The sequence below is a fragment of the Ruegeria discodermiae genome, from assembly GCF_030758345.1.
GTDB lineage: Bacteria > Pseudomonadota > Alphaproteobacteria > Rhodobacterales > Rhodobacteraceae > Ruegeria_C.
Window position 1 is genome coordinate 1 of record NZ_JAVAMO010000068.1, and the last position, 809, is coordinate 809.

An 809-nucleotide genomic window follows, 5' to 3' on the forward strand; every position below is an offset into this window, starting at 1 on the left:
GGATGTGTCGCAAATATTTGGAACGGCCAAAGTTAGCGACTTACTGGATACACCTATCCTGCGATCTCGGCGAATAGCTGGAAGCCAGACGTCGTATTGCTGGGGCATTGCCGCTTCCGGATCATGTTGGCGACCTCGATGCCGTCCAAAGTAGCTGATGCGGATCTGAACGATTTGAACCCACACATGTGCCGTACGCGACGCTTGATAAATCGATGATCCTATTCGATCAGGTTATTCAGATACTTGGACCTGACCGTTTGGATTTTGGCTGGGCAGCCAAACCGATTGAGGATTTTGTTCACCTTTCGAATGCCCGCCGCGTTGGCTCCGCTTTTGTCGATGACGATCTTGCTCGGGATTCCATTTGAAGCCAGCGCTTTGCCAAAGAACCGTGCTGCTGCTGGACGGTTCCTACGCTCAGACAGCATGAAATCAAGAGTAATCCCAGCTTTATCGACGGCCCGATAGAGGTACATCCATTTGCCGCGAACACGAATATAGGCCTCGTCCATGTGCCATGAACTCAGCGTTGGACGCTTCTTTGATTGCGCACGAGCTGCGATGATCGGTGAGTATTTCACAACCCACCTATTCAATGTGGCATGGTCAACTCGCACACCGCGCTCAGCCATGATCTCTTCCAAGTCACGATAGGACACCGTGTACCGCAGACAAAAAAAGTAAACAGCGTACAAAACTGCATCCTTGGGGAAATGACAGCCCTTTAACGAGATCATGCTCAAGTAACCTGTTCGAAATTTTTCGAACAGTACAAACCTCAAATCACGCAGGCTCGTCAACTAGAC

At 50.2% G+C, this 809-nt stretch carries 1 pseudogene; it reads right to left on the reverse strand.

The features are described 5' to 3' along the window. Positions 1-53: 53 nt before the first annotated feature. Positions 54-740 (reverse strand): annotated as a pseudogene (locus tag Q5Y75_RS28380) (IS6 family transposase). Positions 741-809 lie beyond the last annotated feature (69 nt).